15 protein-coding genes and 1 pseudogene are annotated in these 18,264 nt (G+C 55.8%); 8 read left to right on the forward strand and 8 right to left on the reverse strand.

Features of this window, described 5'->3' with window-relative positions:
* Window positions 1-2: 2 nt before the first annotated feature.
* The 3 genes and pseudogenes from ACZ1HV_RS22035 to ACZ1HV_RS22045 all read right to left on the reverse strand — a co-directional run bounded on the left by ACZ1HV_RS22035 (window position 3) and on the right by ACZ1HV_RS22045 (window position 3,618).
* Window positions 3-1,024 (reverse strand): annotated as a pseudogene (locus tag ACZ1HV_RS22035) (substrate-binding domain-containing protein).
* A gap of 55 nt (window positions 1,025-1,079) precedes the next feature.
* Complete coding sequence (locus ACZ1HV_RS22040) at window positions 1,080-2,093, reverse strand: ABC transporter permease (RefSeq protein WP_298812921.1); 1,014 nt, start codon at window positions 2,091-2,093, stop codon at window positions 1,080-1,082.
* Between the two features lie 10 nt (window positions 2,094-2,103).
* Window positions 2,104-3,618: a sugar ABC transporter ATP-binding protein gene (locus ACZ1HV_RS22045; RefSeq protein ID WP_298961489.1), complete on the reverse strand. Its 1,515-nt coding sequence runs from the start codon at window positions 3,616-3,618 to the stop codon at window positions 2,104-2,106.
* 138 nt (window positions 3,619-3,756) lie between these two features.
* On the opposite strand from ACZ1HV_RS22045, the gene mtnK reads away from it, so the two are divergent.
* From mtnK to ACZ1HV_RS22070, 5 genes are all read left to right on the forward strand, one after another.
* Window positions 3,757-5,019 carry an S-methyl-5-thioribose kinase gene (gene mtnK, locus ACZ1HV_RS22050; RefSeq protein WP_472716311.1) on the forward strand — a complete coding sequence of 421 codons (1,263 nt, stop codon included), beginning with the start codon at window positions 3,757-3,759 and terminating at the stop codon, window positions 5,017-5,019.
* A complete protein-coding gene (mtnA, locus tag ACZ1HV_RS22055) occupies window positions 5,016-6,125 on the forward strand; it encodes an S-methyl-5-thioribose-1-phosphate isomerase (protein WP_298812912.1) in 1,110 nt (369 codons plus the stop codon). Before mtnK ends, mtnA begins: the two co-directional genes overlap by 4 nt.
* Entirely contained in the window at window positions 6,122-7,141 is a 1,020-nt protein-coding gene (locus ACZ1HV_RS22060; protein ID WP_472716312.1) for a sugar-binding transcriptional regulator, read from the forward strand. The genes mtnA and ACZ1HV_RS22060 overlap by 4 nt, the downstream gene beginning before the upstream one ends.
* Window positions 7,134-7,799 (forward strand): class II aldolase/adducin family protein, encoded by a 666-nt coding sequence (locus tag ACZ1HV_RS22065; protein WP_472716313.1) that lies wholly within the window; start codon window positions 7,134-7,136, stop codon window positions 7,797-7,799. Before ACZ1HV_RS22060 ends, ACZ1HV_RS22065 begins: the two co-directional genes overlap by 8 nt.
* Window positions 7,800-8,012: 213 nt before the next feature.
* A complete protein-coding gene (locus tag ACZ1HV_RS22070; RefSeq protein ID WP_472716314.1) occupies window positions 8,013-9,155 on the forward strand; it encodes an NADH:flavin oxidoreductase/NADH oxidase in 1,143 nt (380 codons plus the stop codon).
* A 79-nt stretch (window positions 9,156-9,234) separates the two neighbouring features.
* Here ACZ1HV_RS22070 and ACZ1HV_RS22075 read toward each other — a convergent pair whose 3' ends face one another.
* Window positions 9,235-9,630, reverse strand: a complete 396-nt coding sequence (locus ACZ1HV_RS22075; protein WP_472716315.1) for a hypothetical protein — start codon at window positions 9,628-9,630, stop codon at window positions 9,235-9,237.
* 93 nt (window positions 9,631-9,723) lie between these two features.
* Window positions 9,724-13,062, reverse strand: a complete 3,339-nt coding sequence (locus ACZ1HV_RS22080; RefSeq protein ID WP_472716316.1) for a M10 family metallopeptidase C-terminal domain-containing protein — start codon at window positions 13,060-13,062, stop codon at window positions 9,724-9,726.
* Window positions 13,063-13,540: 478 nt separating this feature from the next.
* Here ACZ1HV_RS22080 and ACZ1HV_RS22085 point away from each other — a divergent pair, with 478 nt between their 5' ends.
* Both ACZ1HV_RS22085 and ACZ1HV_RS22090 read left to right on the forward strand, forming a co-directional pair.
* The gene (locus ACZ1HV_RS22085) at window positions 13,541-13,840 is read left to right on the forward strand and encodes an ABC transporter permease subunit (protein ID WP_472716317.1); all 300 of its coding nucleotides are present in this window, start codon (window positions 13,541-13,543) and stop codon (window positions 13,838-13,840) included.
* A 141-nt stretch (window positions 13,841-13,981) separates the two neighbouring features.
* Complete coding sequence (locus tag ACZ1HV_RS22090) at window positions 13,982-14,131, forward strand: hypothetical protein (protein WP_472716318.1); 150 nt, start codon at window positions 13,982-13,984, stop codon at window positions 14,129-14,131.
* 5 nt (window positions 14,132-14,136) lie between these two features.
* Here the strand turns inward: ACZ1HV_RS22090 and ACZ1HV_RS22095 are convergent, their stop codons facing one another.
* From ACZ1HV_RS22095 to ACZ1HV_RS22105, 3 genes are all read right to left on the reverse strand, one after another.
* Window positions 14,137-14,805: a hypothetical protein gene (locus tag ACZ1HV_RS22095; RefSeq protein ID WP_298812889.1), complete on the reverse strand. Its 669-nt coding sequence runs from the start codon at window positions 14,803-14,805 to the stop codon at window positions 14,137-14,139.
* A gap of 3 nt (window positions 14,806-14,808) precedes the next feature.
* Entirely contained in the window at window positions 14,809-16,209 is a 1,401-nt protein-coding gene (locus tag ACZ1HV_RS22100; RefSeq protein WP_298812886.1) for a selenium-binding protein SBP56-related protein, read from the reverse strand.
* Window positions 16,210-16,292: 83 nt separating this feature from the next.
* Entirely contained in the window at window positions 16,293-17,051 is a 759-nt protein-coding gene (locus ACZ1HV_RS22105; RefSeq protein WP_472716319.1) for an IclR family transcriptional regulator, read from the reverse strand.
* Between the two features lie 88 nt (window positions 17,052-17,139).
* On the opposite strand from ACZ1HV_RS22105, the gene ACZ1HV_RS22110 reads away from it, so the two are divergent.
* Window positions 17,140-18,252 carry an S-(hydroxymethyl)glutathione dehydrogenase/class III alcohol dehydrogenase gene (locus ACZ1HV_RS22110; RefSeq protein WP_472716320.1) on the forward strand — a complete coding sequence of 371 codons (1,113 nt, stop codon included), beginning with the start codon at window positions 17,140-17,142 and terminating at the stop codon, window positions 18,250-18,252.
* Window positions 18,253-18,264: the final 12 nt, after the last annotated feature.

An 18,264-nucleotide genomic window follows, 5' to 3' on the forward strand; every position in this document is an offset into this window, starting at 1 on the left:
ACCTATCGCGCAGGAAGCGGGATCCACTCAGCAACGGAAACGTCAGCATGTTGGAACTGCGGCATCTTCTCACCGAGGTCTTCCATGTTGCGCACATCCTGCTCGTTCAGGAAGGACTGCGTGATCAATGTCGGCGGAACGATGACCTGCTTGCCCGGATCTTCTCCGGCAAGCATAAGCGCAAGCGTGCGTACGCTGACCTCGCCAACGACGGCCGGGTTGGTGGCAACCGTTGCGGCCCAGGCAGAGTCCGGCTCACGCATGGCGGAGATATCGGCAGTGGAGACATCCGCTGAATAGATTTTGATGTCCTGGCTGAGGCCTGCCTCATCAACGGCGATTTTCACACCCTTCGCAAACTCGTCATAGGGTGCGAAGACAACATTGATGGTCGGGTTGGCCTGCAGCACAGAGCGCGCCTGATTGGCAACCGAGTTGGCAATCGGATTGTCGAGCGTGCCGAACATCGCAGCTTCCTTGATGCCCGGATTGTCCTTCTTGACTTCCTTCCAGGCAACGTCCCGCCGATCAAGGGGGCGATGCCAGGCACGTAGACATAGCCAGCCGTGAAGCTGTTGCCATTGTCCTTGATCGCCTGCTCGAGTGCCATTTTTCCAAGCAGATAGTCTGACTGCTCAACCTGCGGGATGGAGTCGTTTTCGACATTCACATCAAAAGCGACAACCTTTATGCCTGCATCGACGGCCCGTTGGGCGGCCGGTTTCATGGACTCCGTCAAACCGTGTTGAATGACGATCCCGTCAACGCCGAGGGCGATTGCCTGATCGACCATATCCGCCTGAAGGGCCGCATCCTGGCGGCTGTCAAGGACGCGCAGATCGACCCCGAGGGCTTCGGCCTGCTTTTCCACGCCCGAGAGATAGGATTGGAAGAAGTCGCCTGTTGAAAGATAGCGGACCAGTGCGATCTTCACGTCCTCAGGTTTGTCGAATGGCGCGGGCATGTCGGCTGCAAGCGCGCTGCCGCTGCCAAGACCCAGGCCGGCCACCATGGCGAGCTTCATGAATTCACGTCTGAGCATATTGTTTCCTCCCAATATGAACGGCGCCCGGCGGGCGTCACGCAGTTCTCCTGCCTCCGCGTCGCGATGACAGGTAGAAAGTAAAGACCAGGGCTGCGACCAGCACAGCTCCCTTGACGAAATCCTGCATGTAGTAAGGGGCATTCATCATGGTCAGACCCTGAAGAAGAATGCCGACAAAGAGCGCACCTGCAGCCGTGCCGAATGCGTTCGGGCGAGCCGCGCCGAGAACCGCAAAGCCGATCAGGGCGGCGGCCACGCTGTCGAGCAGCAGGTTGTTGCCCGATGCGATGTCGCCGCGGCCGAGACGCGCTGCGAGCAGAATTCCGCCAACCGAGGCCAGCATTCCGGAAATCATGTAGGCAACAATCTTGTAGCGGTGGACATTTGTTCCGACCAGACCGGCTGCTCTTTCATTGGAACCGATCGCATACATCAGGCGTCCATGCCGGGTGTATCCGAGAAACAGCCAGATCAAGAGAGCGATCAGCAGAAAGACGACGACGGGCACAGGCACGAGCCTGTCCAGGAACAGATCGAACCGATGACGGCCGAGCCAGAGAAAAGCCGCGGAAAATGTGCCTTCGGCAACAGATCCGTTCTCGAGGCTCATTCCGGTCGCAATGGAATTGCCCTGTGTTGGAATGCGCTGAAGGCCAATCAGAAGGAACATCATGCCAAGGGTGGCCAGAAGATCAGGCACACGCATCTTGACGATCAAAAGGCCATTCACCAACCCGACGAGTGCCCCCATGATGAGACAGAGTGCGACAGCGACAAAGGCCGATTGTTCGAGGATGACCATCGTATAAGCAGATAGCATCAAGGCAGAAGTCGCGACCGAGCCGATAGAAAGGTCAAAACCGCCTACGACCAGAGTACAGGTGACACCGAGTGCCAGGATGCCTGTTATGGCTACCGACTGCAAAATAAAGACAGCCGAGCGCGGGCTGGCAAATCCGCTCGCGTAGATCGAGAAGAAAAGCGCAAGCCCGCCCAGCAGGATCAGGAAGCCGTATTTGATAGCGAAATCGAGTGCGTTCTTGTTCATTTTCCAAATTTCATCCTGCGAGAGCCAGCCGCTCACCGGGGCCGGACACATCCGCAACCAGGCTGTTCAAGTCGATATTCTTGTTGATGTATTCGCCGGCGATTGCCGCCTCGTTCAGGACGACGATCCGGTCCGCGATTTCCAGGGCCTCGTCGATTTCAGCGACAAAGACGAGCGTTGTTCGGTTCTGAGCTGTTTGCCGGATATACCTTCCGATGTCGCGCCTCGCACCAATATCGACACCCTGGAAAGGCTCATCGAGTAGCAGAATGCGAGAGGCCTTGAGCAACCAGCGGCCAATCATGACCTTTTGCTGATTGCCGCCGGACAAAGTGTCGATGCCGTCGAAATTGGACTGGCAAACTACTCCGATCCTATCGATCATGTCATCGGTTGCTTTGCGTTGCGCTTTGTCGCCCAGAAACGAAAATCGGCTGAAGGCGCCAAGAAATGGCACCGTCATGTTGTTGGCGATATCAAAGTCGGGCACGACAGCGTTCACGCTACGGTCCTTGGGCGACATGAAGACGCCTTTTAAAACCGCGTCGCCTGCACCCGTCGGCAGATATTCCTTGCCATCCAGCAGGAGACTGCCGCCGGAAGGCTTTGACAGCCCATAGATGATTTCTGCCAGTTGGGTCTTTCCGGATCCGAGCAATCCGGTAAAGGCGACAATCTCGCCCTCTCGCGCTTCGAAGTCGATCGGCCGGCTGTCTTCGAACAGTTTCAGGTTTTTAATCTGAAGGACCGGGCGTCCACCCTGTACTGGATCGATGTCCACTTCGGTCATCTGATGTCCAAGCATCGCATTGACCGCACCGACATAATCGAGAGGTTCAGTTTCGAAGAGGCCCGAGATCGCGCCATCGCGCATTGTGACAATCCTGTCGGCGATACGCCGAATGTCGGACATGCGGTGGGAAATATACAAGATCGCCACCCCTTCCGCTCGCAGTCTATCAATCAGGGCAAAGAGGCGCTCAGCCTCCGATGACGAAAGGGACGATGTGGGTTCGTCCAAAATAAGCAGTTTTGGTGAGCGGGCCATGGCGCGAGCGATTGCGATCATCTGCCTGTCGGCAACATCCAGATCGGCAACACGCATGCGAACGTCCATGGTCAGGCCCATGCTTTCGGCGACTTCGCGTGCCTTTGCTCTCAGTTTCCTGTCGTTGACAAACAATCCGACACCGGGCTCGGTCAACCGGTCGAGAGTCAGGTTCGTCGCCACGTCCAGGTCCGGGATCACGCCGTCGTCGATGGACTGATGAACCGTAACAACACCCTTGGATATGGCATCGGCCGCGTCTGTCGGTGAAAAGGGTTCGCCGCCAAGCTCAATGTCGCCGCTATCAGCGAAATGATAGCCGCACAACACTTTCACGAGCGTGGATTTGCCCGCGCCATTGGCTCCCATCAATGCCGTAACTTCTCCGGACCGCAAATCCAGATCAATGCCCTTCAGGACGTGATTTTGTCCGAAGGACTTTTCCAGACCGCGGAGTTTGCAGGTGACGTTTTGCACCGTTCCTCCCAAAATTTTGCAGGGCTTTTATTCCCTTTAATAGAGTTACAGCATGCAAAATAGTCATTTGTCAACCTGGTTGACTTTTGAATAATCTTGATCATTATCGGGACGGAAAAGAGAGGAAAATTTGCAGTCATGGACACGCCTGACCAGTATCGACCGTTAACGCCGGAGACGCTCGGAACCCGTCTTGCATCGATCGACGTTGTGGCAAAACGCGTCGGATCAGATCCCGCTCTCTGGACAGTGCGTGAAGTTGGCGACGGCAATCTGAATTTGGTTTTCATCGTTGAGGGCCCGAAAGGATCCGTCGTCGTCAAGCAGGCATTGCCATATGTGCGTCTCGTCGGCGACAGCTGGCCATTGCCGCTCTACCGGGCCTTCTTTGAAAATCACGCCCTGGTACGACAAGCCGAACGCGACCCTGGCTCGGTACCGGCTGTCCATCATTTTGATGAAACGCAAGCGCTGATCGTCATGGAGTTCTTGTCGCCGCACAAGATCCTGCGTCGAAAGCTGATCGATGGCGACAAGGTTGCAGGCCTTGGCAATTTTCTGGGAAAGTTCTGTGCACGGACGGCTTTCCGCGGGTCCGAACTGTCCATGAAGAGCGCCGACAAGAAAAAAGATGTCGGACTATTTGCCGGTAATGTTGAAATACCGGCGATTACCGAAGCCTTGGTCTTCACTGATCCCTACTATGAAGCCGAGATGAACCACCATACGGATGCTTTGGGTCCTGTGGTTGCCGGTTTGCGCTCAGATGCCAAGCTGAAAGCAAAGGTGCAGCGCCACCTGATGAAATTCGCCTCCAACACCGAGACGATGGTGCATGGCGATCTTCACAGCGGGTCGATCATGTCGACCGATACCGAAAGCCGCGTTATCGATCCGGAATTTGTTCAGTACGGACCGATGGGGTTCGATATCGGGATGCTGCTTGCGAACTTCTTCATGGCCTATTTCAGCCAACCGGCGCACAGGACAAAAGACGATCTGGACGATTATCAGGAATGGCTCCTGACTGTGGTCGAGGAGATCGTCGATACGTTTGAAAAAGAGTTCACGCATCTGTGGCAGAGCGAGCGAACGGGAATGCTTTATCCCGAAGCGCTATTCGAGGGGCAGGGACAAAAGTCAGCCGATGCATGTGCCGACCTCCTCTTGGAAATCTGGACGGAAGCGCTCGGGTTCTGCGGGATCGAAATGCATCGCAGGACATTGTCGCTGGCGCATAACGCGGATTTCGAAGAGATCGAAGACAACGGTCTCAAGGCGGCACTGGAAGCTCGGAACCTACATATGGGCGCGGAACTGATCCTCAATGCCGGGAAGTGTGGCTCGCTGGACGAGTTGCTGACGCTTGCACGCCAAGTCAACAAGAAGGACATCCTATGAAGGTCAACGGAACCCACTACCGCTCGCTTTGGTGGGATGAGGACAAAGGCGCGCTGCAAATAATCGATCAGCGCTGGCTGCCTCACGAGTTTCGGGTGCAGCATGTTGAAACGCTTCAAGATTTTGCCGATGCGATTGTCGAAATGCGTGTGCGTGGTGCGCCGCTGATCGGGGCCACGGCTGCCTATGGCATGGCCCTTGCTGCAGCGACTGATCCTTCCGATGCAAATCTTGACAGTGCCTGGGCGTTTCTGGACAAGACGCGGCCGACTGCCATCAACCTTCGATGGGCGCTCAATCGGTGCCGGACTGCTTTGAAGGCCCTGCCTGAAAACGAGCGCTCCGCGTCTGCATTGCGGCTTGCACATGAGATCTCGGACGAGGATGTGGACATCAACCACCGCATAGGTCAGCACGGTCTTGAAATCATTCGCAAGATAGCAGCCGGCAAACGGGATGGAGATCCCGTGCGCATCCTGACCCATTGCAATGCCGGCTGGATCGCAACCGTGGACTGGGGCACAGCGACGAGCCCCATGTATCAGGCACATGACGAAAACATCGCAATTCACGTGTGGGTCGACGAGACACGTCCACGCAATCAGGGTGCATTGACGTCGTGGGAACTCGGGAGTCACGGCATTCCGCACACCTACATCACCGACAATGCCGGTGGTCACTTGATGCAGCATGGAATGGTGGATCTGGTAATTACAGGAACGGACCGCACCACGCGCAGAGGGGACGTTTGCAACAAGATCGGAACCTACCTGAAGGCACTTGCCGCACAGGCCAACAATGTCCCGTTTTATGTCGCCCTGCCATCGCCCACAATCGACTGGACCGTTGATGACGGTGTCGCCGAAATTCCGATCGAAGAACGCATGGAACGGGAAGTAACCCATGTACAGGGCCTGACGGAGGAGGGGAGCATCGGTCAGGTGCAAGTCACTCCGATCGGGACTGCAGGCGGCAATCCGGCGTTTGATGTGACACCGAACCATCTGGTGACAGGCCTCATCACCGAACGGGGGATTTGCGAGGCAAGCGCCGAAGGGCTTGCGGAATTGTTTCCAGATCTTGCGCAGGTCGCCAAGAGAGCATGAGCCCAAGCCCGTCCAAGTCCCGGCCAACGGACGGCAGGAGCGGGACCCGCGGCCAGTCAGCACGTGCACGCCCACAGGAAGACGCAATCGTTGAGGTTACCTGGTGCTACTATCAGGACGGCATGAACCAGAACGAGATCGCCGAACGGCTGGGTATTTCCCGGGCGACGGTTGTCAATTACCTGGCTGAAGCCCGCAAGCGGGACTATGTGCGCATATCTCTCGACACGGATGTCTTTCGAAATCAGGATCTGGCGCGACGCCTTGTCGACCGGTTCGGTCTTCGTGATGCCGTGGTCATTCCATCGTCACCTGACGGTGCCGAAAAATCGCTGGAGCGGGTGACCCGTGTTGTCGCTGACTGGCTTCCAGGGCTTTTGGAGCCGGGTGACCGGCTCGGTGTTGCCTGGGGCGAGACGGTTTACAGGGTGGCTGAGGCGGCACCGCGCATTTCCATGGAGAACCTGACTGTCGTCCAACTTGTCGGGTCCCGCCCTGCGGCTCTCGGTTTCGCAGCTGAAACCTGTTCGGCGACGCTCGCCAGGCGCTATGGCGCCCACTGCGTCAACCTGCATGTGCCCCTGGTCTTGTCGAGCAAGGATCTGGTTGAAAGGCTACGGCAGGAGCCGGTTATCGAAGCGCAACTGCGGGCCGTCGCGAATTGCAACAAGACGATTTTCGCCTGCGGAACCTGTGGCGACGACAGCCATGTGGTTCACACCGGCCTTTTGGACAGGGCGGATATTGATGCCTGTGCGGCACAAGGTGCCATTGGCGTCATATGCGGCAGGCTGATTGACCACAACGGCCAGGGCCTCAATCGGGACATCGAAGATCGCATGATTGCCGTTACGCTTGATCAGATGCGCAACAAGGATATGGGCCTGCTGGTCGGGTCAGGTCCGGATCGGGCCGAGCCCATGCTGGCGGCCATTCGCGGCGGATACGCCACTCATATCGCCACATGCTCAAGCACGGCGGCGGATTTGCTCAAACTGGCGGCGGAATATGCTTAAGGCACCTTACAAGGACACGAATAAACTCAGGCAGGCGATCATCGATACCTGCAAGGAGATGAACCAGCGGGGCATCAACCAGGGCACATCGGGTAACATATCCGTTCGTGCCGGCAAGAAAATGATCATTACCCCCTCCGGTGTTCCTTATGACAGGATGACACCAGAAATGCTGGCGACGGTTCCCATCCAGGGCAAAGGGAAGGCCAAGGGACCTTTCCCACCGTCGACCGAGTGGCAGTTTCATCAGGCGCTTCTGCGCAACAAGCCCGATATGCATGCTGTTGTTCATGCTCATCCGGTTCACTGTACCGCGTTGTCCATCAACCGCATGGCCATTCCCGCATGTCACTACATGGTTGCGATTTTCGGTGGCAATACCGTGCCGCTTGCGGACTATGCGCTTTTTGGGAGCGACGAATTGTCCGAACATGTCACAGGTGCGATGACCTCTCGTCACGGCTGCCTGATGGCAAATCACGGGGCCGTTGTCGTTGGCGAGACACTGGAAAAGGCGCTCTGGCGTATGGAAGAGCTGGAAGTCCTGGCACATGCCTATATCGTCAGTCAATCAGTTGGCAAACCCCATATTCTGTCGGATGAACAAATCGATGAGGTTCTTGGGGCAGTCGCCAATTATGGGATCAAGTCCGCCTGATCAGATGGCGCAGTTTCCACTGCCGGGGCGACGGGTTCTGCAGAACCTTCGCTGCTCAGGGGGCGCTGTTTTTTACGCAATACAAACTTAAACCCTTCTGCAACCTGTCAAAAAAGTGAACTTCATTTCAAGACGGATTCTGCTCAAGCTGGTTGAGGTTGCCGGAAGTGCCCGGTAGCTCTCGGTGACAATCGGACCGCGGCGGAGACATGCATGTCGAAACTTTTCACCTCATTCAAGCTTCGTGACGTCATTTTCAAAAACCGGATCGCCGTCTCTCCCATGAGCCAGTACCGGGCGGTCGATGGCCATGCGAACGATTGGCACATGGTGCATCTTGGCCGGTTCGCCCTCGGTGGGGCCGGATTGGTTTATGCCGAGGCAACTGCCGTGGAGAAGGACGGGAGGCGCACGCATGGCGACCTCGGTCTCTGGAACGATGCTCAGATCGACGCCCTCAAACCTATTGCAGAGTTTATTAGCAAAGAAGGTTCAATACCGGGTATTCAGCTGAGCCATGCCGGCCGGAAGGCCTCGGAAAAGCGCCCCTGGCATGGCGAAACGCCGGTTGACCAGGAAGACAGCACCGAAAGAGGCGAAGATCCGTGGCGGGCTTGCGCACCTTCCGCGATCCCCTACGCAGACGGATGGCCAGAACCAGATGAACTGACCGAAGAGGACATTCAGCGCATTGTCCAATCGTTTGGCGAGGCAGCTGAAAGGGCTCACAAGGCAGGGTTCAAGATGATCGAGGTTTATGCGGCCCATGGCTTCCTCGTCCATCAGTTCCTGTCTCCGATTTCAAACCGCCGCACCGACCGTTGGGGCGGCTCTGCTGAAAACCGGACAAGGTTCGCGGTCGAAGTCGCGAAGTCAATTCGCGCCCATTGGCCGGAAGATTACCCCTTGGCATTCCGCCTGTCGGCTACCGACTGGCTTGAAGGAGGTCTGGAAGCCGAAGATACGGTCAGGACCGCAATCGCGCTTTCGAAAGCTGGCGTCGATCTCATCGATTGCTCGACGGGTGGTATTGGCGGCAAAGAACGTCCGCGCCGAATGAAGATCGAGGAGGGGTTCCAGACACCATTTGCCGAGAAGGTGCGCAAAGAGGCGGACATTGCGACGATGGCAGTGGGATTCTTATGGAACCCGCAAGCTTGCGAGGACATCCTCCGGGAAGGGAAGGCAGACATGATTGCCCTTGCAAGAGAGCTGCTGGACGACCCCAATTGGCCTTTGCGCAGTGCCGAAACTCTTGGCGATGACACCTCATTTGAGATGTGGCCAATCGAGTCAGGCTGGTGGCTGATGAAACGGGACAGGTTGCTCCAAAAACTGGGGCTCCGGTCAGACTGATCTGGCGCTGAAAAGAGCAAGCCGCAGCCCGCAAACGCAACGCAAGAGAGCATCATTCCACACCTGAATGACCTATCGTTCAATACATGACTGTGTTGAGTGTGATGTTGACGGGTGTCTGCACCGTCAGGCTGGCGCTGCCGCGTGCCAGCAGCCAACCGTCTTCACGCTCCAGCCGGGCGACAATCTGAGAAACTTTCGAGATTTTGGTGCCGGCGGGCAGCTCCAGGGAAAAGGTGATGTATTGCGAAGAGCCATCGCTGGTTAGCAGCGTTTTGACAGTGTCTGGGTCCGCATTCGCATCACTTCCTTTGAGAAAGACTTCGACTTGGCCTTTCGGGATGATTTTCATGTCACGATACCTGAGCGTGCCGTCTATGGTGCGAGTTTGTGCAGCAGTTACCTGCAGGTTTGCACAAAGCGATGCTCCTGCGACGATGGTCAGCATTGTGCGGCGATTGATTGAGTGCTTCATCACATGCCTCCATACGGGTTGTCGCCGATGGGGTTCGGTGAACAGTCAGTGTTGCGTGGCACAGGGCGCTTGATAGCGCCCTGTTCAAATCCGTCAGACGATAACGAAGTCCTGCGCTGACAGATCCAGACCCGGGTTCAACTGCGCGAATTGCACGGCTGCAAGGTCGCCTGACCCGTCGGCGTCATAGGACAGTGTCCCATCGTCCGTATCATAGACGATGCGATCGTCGGTGTCGTAACACACGCCTGCCGCATTGGACTGAAATGCACCGATCGCAAGAAGGCCTGTATTACCGATTTCTGAAAAGACACTGCTGTCCAGCATGAACATGTCCGCTTCAGTATCGAAGTCGCGAACCTGGTCGACATTCTCAGCTCCAAGCTCGGTCGAAAAGCGGAAAGAATCCTCACCTGCGCCGCCGACGAGGATGTCAGATCCGAGCCCCCCGTCCAGCATGTCGTCGCCTCGGCCACCAAAGAGCCTGTCATTTCCCGCTTCGCCCGGCTGGACCGGTTCCGGTGGAAATTCTACCGAAACATTGAGTTTGTAAGTGGACCCTTCCGGGATAGCTTCCGTCCAGCCATTGCCGGGCGCACTGCTGGTCCAGCTGCCTTCCAGAATGTAGTAGGTACCGGTTTCCTCGACAATGAAAACTGTGCTTGAATCCCGGTTGCTCGTGGAACCGGGATCGCCGCCTCCGTCGTCGTTTTCAGTGACCACGTCGCCATTGCTGTCCAGCAATCGAACCCAGCTGTCATGAACATTTGGATCGGCAATCCCATCGATATCGATCGTCAGGATCGTCCCGGCGGCAAGATTGATGCTGTAATATCCACCTTTCCCGTTTCCCGTGGCATTGACAGTCGTATGCAGGACAGAGGTTGAATCGAAGATGTCCGGATCTTCCGCCAAGGAGAAGTTGTTCGAAATATCGAAAGCCGTGGCGATCGAGTTGTTTGTTGCGTCTCCTCCGAGTGTGGCGTAACCGGTTCCCATGCCCGGGCGCGGAATGGCATCGCCTTGGTCGGAAAAGTCACCGAACAGGATGTCGTCACCGCCGCCACCACGAATGATGTCGTCACCGCCTTGACCGGTCAAAGTATTGGCTGATCGATCTCCTTTCAGCCGATCGTCAAACCCGGACCCAGCGAGATTTTCGATCGAAACATATGTGTCACCTTCAGAATTCCCTTTGGCCAGATTAAGCCTGACGCCGCTGGCCGCGTTAGAATAGTCTGCTGTGTCGCTGCCGGAACCGCCATTCAGCATGTCTTCACCGTTACCTCCGGTCAGCGTGTCATCGCCAGATCCGCCGGAAAGTTCGTTCGCCATTTCATTGCCGATGAGATGGTCGCCGAAGATGGAGCCGACAGCGTTTTCGACATCAACGATGATGTCATGCCGGATGGCCGTCCCGCGTCCTACAATCTGCACGGGGCCGTCTGCGTCGCCTCCCGAAGCTGTGCCACCGGCAAGATCGACCGTTACACCGCTGGAGCTTCCGGAATAGACAACGGTGTCGATCCCTGTTCCTCCGTTCATGTAATCCTGTCCGGAACCTCCGATCAGAGTGTCGTTGCCGCCCTCTCCATAAAGGATGTCGCCATCATTGCCGCCGTCCAGAATGTCATCGCCGTCTCCGCCATTGAAGTAGTCGCCACCTCCGCGGCCCCAGAAATGATTTGCTGCTGCGGTGCCAATGAACCGGTCAATGCGGTCGTCTGAACCGATCAGGTTTTCAATGCTGTCGAAAGTATCCCCGGATGCCGTGCCACCGCTGGCGACATTCGTTTCAAGATTGACGAGCAGCTGGAAGGGACTTTCCGTGCTGTAGTCGACCGTGTCGACGCCCGCGCCGCCTCGAAAAATGTCAGCGCCGTCCTGGCCCCTCAGCAGGTCGTCGCCATCGCCGCCGTCCAGTAAGTCGTCGCCCGCACCACCGACAATTGTGTCGTTTCCGGCGCCGCCATAAAGCGCGTCATTGCCGTCGTCGCTTTCCGTCTGATCTTCAAGATCTTCCACCGCAATGGTGTTGTTGATGTCGCGGCTCGCCAGCGTGTCGCGGCCCCCTATGATGAGGTCATCGCCGCCCAAGCCAAATATCGTGTCGCCGCCCGCATCGCCGTCAATGGTATTGTTGCCTTCATCACCAAACAGGATACTGGAAAGCGAACCTGCGGTTTCTGTTTGGGCTTCGTCTGCGACATCTGCTGGGGGAACGACTGAACCGTCGACATAGATAATGTTTTCGACATTCGCGATTTCGCCGACATCGAGGTCTTTCGACAGCACGATCACGGTGTCGTTGCCGCCATCTGCCTCTTCATGCACGATGTCGTCGGCGGAATCGACGAAATAGACGTCATCGCCTCCGTATCCTGCCATGCGATCGCCACCGGCGCGGCCATCCAGGACGTTGTTGCCATCATTGCCAATCAGAATGTCGTCATAGCTGCTGCCGATGCCGTTTTCGATGTAGTAGGCACTCTGATCGGCGTTGTGCCCGGCAAAGATGGAAACGTTGTTTCTATGGCCATTTACACTGGAGAATTGACCGGCTCGCAGATCAAGAATTGTTGCAGCTGTCGAGCCTGAAAAATCGATTGTGTCCTCGCCGCCTGTATCGTGGATTACAAAACCGATATCGTGCTGCATGCCCTCGGAGGTTAGCTGGTAGCCGTATTGTGTGCTGTTGTAGCCGTAGACGTTGTCTCCGGTATTCAGGTCGATCTGCTGATAGGTGCGTTCGCCATCGTCATCGACAGTCGAGAAATAGCGGCGGATCACTGCTTCAATGTCTGCAACGAGCGGGGTTGAGGCCGACCAGCGCGAGGTTTCACCGACATCAATCCCGTCGAAATAGGACATGACCGTGTATTGCTGACGGTCGTAGATCCAGGTGGCATTGTTCAGATAGTTGATCTGGACACCACCCGGGCCGCTGTAGTTATAGAGCCCGGGATGATTCAGGCCGAATTCATGACCGAATTCGTGAATGAAGCTGTCGAAGACATAGCCTCCGACATCGGTCTTGTTCGGTTCCGTGTCATGAAATCGCTGGCCAATACTGACATAGCGGTCGCTTGAAAAGGCACTGCCATCGCTTTGTTCGCCAAGTTCCGGACTGACGATCTCCATCCATTGGGTCTCGGCATCGTACGGCTCATCATCGACGATCTCGAATTTGAGAGGGGTGACGGCGGACCACATCTCCAAAGCGCCAATGGCTGCGGCTTTGTAGTCGGGATGATTGTTGAGTTCCTGAACATTTATCACAAGTGGCGCGGCTGCAATGTCCGGTGTCAGGCTGCGGGACAATGCGCCCAGGTAGTCAAGGTAGGCTTCATAATCCTCGCTTTTGCCAAAAGGGTTATCCGGGGTCTGGTCGTTAATCCACCATTGTTCGCTTGCTTCGTTCGGAGTGGACATTTCGAGGTCTCCCTGCGTGACAGGCTCTGGGGTGACTATCTGTGAAGGGTTTCAAGTGGCCAATCGGGACGCAAAAAAACCATTTGCCGCCCCATCCGTCGGCGCCAGTTGCAAACCTTCATCTTTTGCGAGATTCACATCATAATTCAACTATTAATTGTATTATGATGTGATAATTACCTATACTTGCATTCGCGTTTGAGCTTTGCAAGATCAATTTTTGAGAGATGAATTTATGGATACAATTTTTAGTTTAGTCCGCTTCAGTGGCTAGCGCGTGGCGTCAATAGGGCTTTAACGGGGCGACCGATCACGCAATGGCCCCTTGTCACGAAATTTGTGAGCAAACCTCTCGTCTATTTCCGCTGGTATGCCCGTATCTTTCCAGACCTGCATCGTTCTTCCCGCTGTGATCTCGCCAATTGCAGTCGCGACGATCTGGCGCCGGATGTACCAGCGTTCTGGTGAGATCAATCAAATGCTTGATCCATTCGGTCTCAAAGCACTGGCAACATCCTCACCGGGGAGCCCTGACGTTGTCCTTTGCACCTTGGCCCTTTCCGCCCCAGTGTTCGTCTTCAAGTTCACCGCTTACTTCGTAGCCGTGCCAAAGGCACTTCACGAAACTGCGCATATCGACGGTGCTATTGAGTCTCAGATCTATCGGCGCGTGATCATGCCTATCGCCCTGCCTGTGGTCGTCACCACGGCCTTGCCTGAGTTCTTGCGGAGCTCGAACGAGCTTTTTGCTTCGGTTGCTGCTGTTGACCCAGGATGAAATGCGAACTCTGCCGGTTGGGTTGTCGAATTTTCAGGGCACAGTATCCCGCGACATGATGGGCTTTCGAGCTGCACAGTCATTGTGGTTACATCCGTCGTGCTCCTGTTTCTGTATTTCCAGCGTCACTTGGCCCGAGGCATGACTGCAAGCGACATAGAGGTTCTGTCGTGCGCTCCAGGGTTCCGGTACTTGGTCGCTGAAATGACCCTGGGTCTGATCCTGTCAAGTGTGCGCAGCGCCGTTGACGAGCATGACCGGTTCCCGCGTGGCGTCGTTCGGGTCGATTGATTAGGTCAATGGCCAGCGTAGGCTGAATAGATGCCGAATGCACCGACGACGACAAGACTGAGCGCCCAGACAAGATCAAGGTTGAACCAGGTTCTTGAGAGGAACTTCAAACCCAGCCAAAGATAGATGAATAGGGCAATCAGTCCTCCGGACACCATCATGGCGAGGGTATGAACGGCTGCCACCAGAAAAGCGATTACAATATTGTTGTTCATCAGGCTTTGTGCCGCCAGATGGCCTTCATCCAGACCGCCTGCCTCGCAAATGCCGAGAAAGATAGGCACGAGCATCAGGCCAGCCCCATGCGCCATTGCCGCAAGAAACGACCAGAAGGCCAGACGGGCTGGATGGACACGCGCCAGCATTTTCGGATGTCTGCGATTGATGAGCAGGTAGACACCCATCGCGATCACCAGAAGGCCTGCGCCGATCCTTATTTCGGTTTCCCACGCGACCAGAAACAGCAATAGAGAAAACGGCAGCAAGATGCAGATCATTGCCAGGAAATGGCCTCCGGCCAGAAGCGCCAACGCCTTTGGCAGCGCTCTGTGGTCGCGTTCCATCAATGCCGCTGAAACAGCCAATGGCCATCCCATGCCAGGGTTCACGCCGTGATAGATGCCGGAAATGATGACGGCCCACCACAGGGCCGTCACCGTTGCGAGATCCGTCATGCGTCAGACCGAAGGATAGCAAAAACTGTCTGTTGAGCAGTCGCCGCCTTCAAGGCGGATCTGGTGTGCCCTCAAGCCTTTCGGGAAATCTATGTAGAATTCCTTGTCGAGTTCCAGTCCGCCGTTTTCACCGACACGTGCCATAACCATCTGGCCGCCTTCCGTCCCGGGATAGAACTGATCATCCCAGGTTGAATAAAGCGAGTTGGTCCAGTAGACGCGTTTGCCGTCGCGGCTGATTTCCACCATCTGCGGGCCATAGGCGAAATCCTTGCCGTTGGGATGCTTGGCTCCCCTAGCAATGCCGCCCAATTCAACCTTGCCCGTCAAAACAGGGTTCATCGGGTCGGAAACATCATACTGATGCATTTCACCCAGACCCCAGCATGCGACGTAGAGATATTTGTCGTCGAGGCTGAGGTCGATATCGGTCACAAGGGGCGGAACAGCTTCGAAGCCCTGCAACAGCGGCGGCAGGTTTTCAGCCTTTTCCGGACGCGGATCTATGGTGATGGTTTTCTTGGATTGCCATTTTCCGTCTTCGTCGCGCCACCAGGTGAAGATTGAACCTTGCAGATTGGTGGTGTCGACGACGACGCCGCAGAACCCGTAGGACTTTGTGGGGTCGTGAGCCGGTCGGATTTCCAGTGCCATCTGGTGGTTTTCGCCAAAGTCCATTGTCTGGATGTTCTTGCGCTTGCGCAGATCCCAGAAATGGATCGAATGGCCATATTTGTTGGATAACAGATCTTCTGGCACAACACCGTTTTCGAACTGCGGCGGCAAGCCCCATTCAGAACTGACCATGTAGTCCTGCGGAAGGTTCCACCAGAAATCATAGTGCTTGTCCTGCTTGCCCCGATCCATCTCGTACTGACCGATGATGTCGAAGGTTTCGCAGTCCATGATGAAGATACCCGGAGGTCCATCTGTGCCGTCTTCACCGCGACCGCCAAGACAGCTGACATAGATCCCCTCAGGCCCGCAGTGGATGGTGTGAGGGCGGGAGTATCCGGTCTTGGCGAACACTTCTTCGGGCTCGATTGTCTTGTGGATCTTCGCTTTCAAAGGTTCTTTGACATCTATCACATAGATACGAGAGGAACGGATGCCCGGAACAATGAGGTAGCGCCGTTCGAGAAACGCGTGACCTGAAAGCGGCGACAGTGCTGAAGAGCATGCATTCCAGCCAAAGTGATGGAATTCATCTCCTTTGTTGGGCACGATCACCTGGTGAACGATTTGCCCGTAGGTGCCGGATTCCGGATTGAGGTCAATGACGGCTATGCCGTCGGATTGCGATCCGTCGGGACTGAGCATCACCGTGAATGCATAGTTTTCGACTGGTGCCTGCATCGCCAGCTTTGGCGATGCATGGAATGTAGGATCTGGCCTGAGATTCATTCTTTCCTCCCATTTTGGTAGCAATGCCGCCATTCCGGACACGCAGTTCCAGCCCGTGACCGGGCTCAAAATCAGTGTTTTGGCTAGACCTCCGCAACGTTGCAGAGTTGAATGGCTCCACTGATCTTTTCCGATAGACCGGTCAGTTTCTGGCCGATCTCAAGTCGATAATCCTTTCCAAATCTGCGAATGGGACCCACTGCACCGACACTGAAGGTTGCGCCGATATTCCCGATCGAAACCGGTGCGGCGACGCTTGCGATGCCCAAGTCTATTTCCTGATCACAATCGGCAAATCCCCGTTTTGAAATCTCCTCAAATTCAGCCCGGAGTTCAGCTTTGGTGATCTTGGTGTGCTCGGTGTACTGCTTCATGCTGCGGGACAGAATTTCTTCCTGAAAATCGGGCTCGGCGAACGCAGCAATCGCCTTGGAGCAGGAGCAGGCATGCATCGGACGAACGCCGAGGCCTGGATGAATGAAGGCGCGCGCCGGATCGTCAGGGGTTTCCACATGGATAATTTCCACCTTGCTGTCGCGGAAGCGCGCCAGAAAAACCGTTTCGTTGAATTTGGTGGCTGCGGCTTTCAATAGCGGAGCCGCGCAGCGCCGGACATCGACGTCCGATTTACCCAGCAACGCAATGCGGATCAGGCGTTCACCAACGACGTATTTTCCATCGTCGGAAGGCTGATCCAGGAGTTTCCGGTCAACCAGTGTCTGGATCAGCCTGTAGCAGGTCGGTTTGGGCAGTTCGGTTGCCTTCTGCACTTCAAGCGTTGAAACCGGACGCCCTGCGATAGCAATGATCTCCAGGAGGTTGATCAGACGTTCTAGGTGCATATTGACGGGTCTTTCTCAAATTGTAAGACTGCCTATCAAATCATGAGACAAATTTTTCTCAATGCAAGCGAAATATCGGGAGGCAGAAATGCGAACACGTGCAGCCGTGGCTCTTGAAGCAGGCAAACCGCTGGAGATTATGGAAGTTAACCTCGAAGGACCGAGAGCCGGTGAGGTGCTGGTTGAGATCAAGGCTACTGGTTTGTGCCACACCGATGAGTTCACGCGTTCGGGCGATGACCCGGAAGGCATCTTTCCGGCCATTCTGGGCCATGAAGGAGCAGGGGTGGTGGTCGAGATCGGCGAGGGAGTGACCAGTCTTGAACCAGGCGACCACGTGATCCCGCTTTACACACCCGAATGCCGGGAGTGCGAATATTGCCTCAATCCGAAGACCAACCTTTGCCAGTCGATCAGGAGCACACAGGGTCAGGGATTGCTGCCTGACGGTTCGACCCGGTTTTCAATGCTCGATGGCACGCCCATTCACCACTATATGGGATGCTCGACCTTCGCCAATCACACGGTCGTTCCCGAAATTGCTCTTGCCAAGGTTCGCAAAGACGCTCCATTCGACAAGATCTGCTACATCGGCTGTGGTGTGACGACAGGTATTGGCGCGGTGATCAACACAGCCAAAGTGGAAATCGGCTCGCGCGCGATTGTGTTTGGTCTGGGCGGTATTGGCCTCAATGTCATTCAGGGGCTACGTCTTGCCGGCGCCGACCAGATCGTCGGTGTTGATCTCAATGACGGAAAGGCAACAATGGCGAAGCACTTCGGCATGACCGATTTTGTGAACCCGTCAAAGGTCGAAGGGGATATCGTCGCGCATCTGGTGGACCTAACCGGCGGCGGTGCGGACTATACGTTCGATGCAACAGGCAATGTGAAAGTGATGCGCGCTGCGCTGGAAGCAGCTCACAAGGGATGGGGCGAGAGCATCATCATCGGCGTTGCCCCCGCTGGTGCAGAAATCTCGGCGCGTCCTTTCCAACTCGTGACCGGGCGGGTTTGGCGCGGGACAGCGTTTGGGGGAGCTTCGGGCCGGACAGACGTGCCGAAGATTGTCGATTGGTACATGGACGGCAAGATCGAGATCGATCCGATGATCACGCACAAGCTGTCATTGGAAGAAATCAATCACGGGTTCGACCTGATGCATGAGGGCAAATCAATTCGAGCTGTTGTCGTGTTCTAGCCAGTGAACCGC

It is taken from the genome of Roseibium sp. JB4-4, assembly GCF_055693425.1.